The sequence below is a fragment of the Anaerovibrio sp. genome, assembly GCF_051866355.1.
Taxonomy (GTDB): domain Bacteria; phylum Bacillota; class Negativicutes; order Selenomonadales; family Selenomonadaceae; genus Anaerovibrio.
On the sequence record NZ_JBJDWZ010000058.1, the window covers coordinates 1 to 1,403 of the forward strand.

Below are 1,403 nucleotides of genomic sequence, written 5' to 3' on the forward strand. Positions count from 1 at the left end.
TGAAGTTCTATGGCGCGCACAAGTGGCGTAATGGAAACCATGGCGATTACATGGAAGTTTATGATGATGCGTTTTACAGGCATGCCAGATAATAGCTGTCTGAATCTGTCTGAGGGGTTACAACACATCCGAAAATAGCAAATAATTTAGAAAATGCAGCCATGCTTTTTTGCAGGCTGCATTTTTAGATATAAAAATTGTGAAAATACGCTTTATGCCGCCGGGGCTGTGCCGGAAAAAGCCGTTATGAGCCTGCTGGATGCCAGAAGTGCTATTGTCCGTAGCTAGGTTGAGCAGGAGCTTGGCATAAGTCAGGACGGTGCTATCAGTCTGCTGAAAGCCTTGAGCGAAAAGGGCATGCTAAAGCGCGTGGGGAAGGGCAAGTCCACGCGCTACGTAAAACCATGTAAATAAAATAATATAATATAATAATATATAGGCATTTAATTTCCTTACAATGCCAGCCTGATGGCAAACAGCATAAATATGGTGCCGAAGCATTTTTGTATGCGGGCAAGGCGGCTGGCTGACTGGCAGAGCCATGATTTTGCCGAGCCTGCCAGAATGCCGTAAAGGGAAAAAATAATAAATGTCAGCAGCATAAAAAGCAAGCCCAGCATGGCACTGCTGGCGGTGTAATGAGTGCTGTCCGCGCTGATATACTGAGGCAGGAAGGAAAAGAAAAACAGGGTCAGCTTGGGGTTGAGCAGGTTGATGAGAATGCCCCTGCGAATAATTGCCCCGGCCAGGCGGGAGGTTTTCATTTCAGCAAAAGTGCCTGCTCCTGTATCGGTCAGCATGCCCCAGCCTATATAAATGAGATATAGGACACCGGCGTATTTTATGATGGCAAAAAGCGTGCTGTTCATCTGCAAAAGCAATGAGGTCAGGGCAATGCTGGCGCACAGGTGGGGCAGTATGCCGGCGGTACAGCCGATAACGGCATAAATGCTTTTCCAGCGCCCTTCGGTCATGGCTACGGATAAAGTGTATATGACGCCGGTGCCGGGCAAAAGCACAATGATGATTGATGTGATGATAAATGTGTAAGTATCCATTGGTTCCTCCTGAAAATAATATTTGAATAATTATCTGCGGAGAATTTTATTTTATCTCCTGCCTGTGCTATGATTGTAGCATGAAGAATGTGGTGTGATAAGCTCCACTTTTCGACAGCTTTTTTGGAACCACTTTGCGGCAGACGGGGGAGTTTTTGTGTGGATTGCATTGGATAGGAATAGTGAAATCGCTTTGGAGCGGCAGATTTATCAGGAGATACGCCGGATGATACTTGGCGGCAGGCTGGCAGAGGGGGAGAAGCTTCCCTCCACGCGGAGGCTGTCGGCAGAGCTGGCGGTGTCCAGAAATACTGTCATCGGGGCATATAGCCAGCTGATAGCTGA

General features: G+C 47.4%; 2 protein-coding genes. One reads left to right on the plus strand and one right to left on the minus strand.

Annotation, left to right across the window (positions count from 1 at the left end):
• Positions 1-452: 452 nt before the first annotated feature.
• Positions 453-1,058: a LysE family translocator gene (locus tag ACI3UA_RS03420; protein ID WP_439723427.1), complete on the minus strand. Its 606-nt coding sequence runs from the start codon at positions 1,056-1,058 to the stop codon at positions 453-455.
• 157 nt (positions 1,059-1,215) lie between these two features.
• Between ACI3UA_RS03420 and ACI3UA_RS03425 the strand changes: the two genes are divergently transcribed.
• Positions 1,216-1,403 (plus strand): GntR family transcriptional regulator (locus tag ACI3UA_RS03425; RefSeq protein WP_439723428.1); only part of this gene is annotated, 188 nt, incomplete at its 3' end.

Bases quoted from the DNA above. Each gene is read 5' to 3' on its own strand.
- ACI3UA_RS03420 (WP_439723427.1), bottom strand. From the start codon at position 1,058: ATGGATACTTACACATTTATCATCACATCAATCATCATTGTGCTTTTG.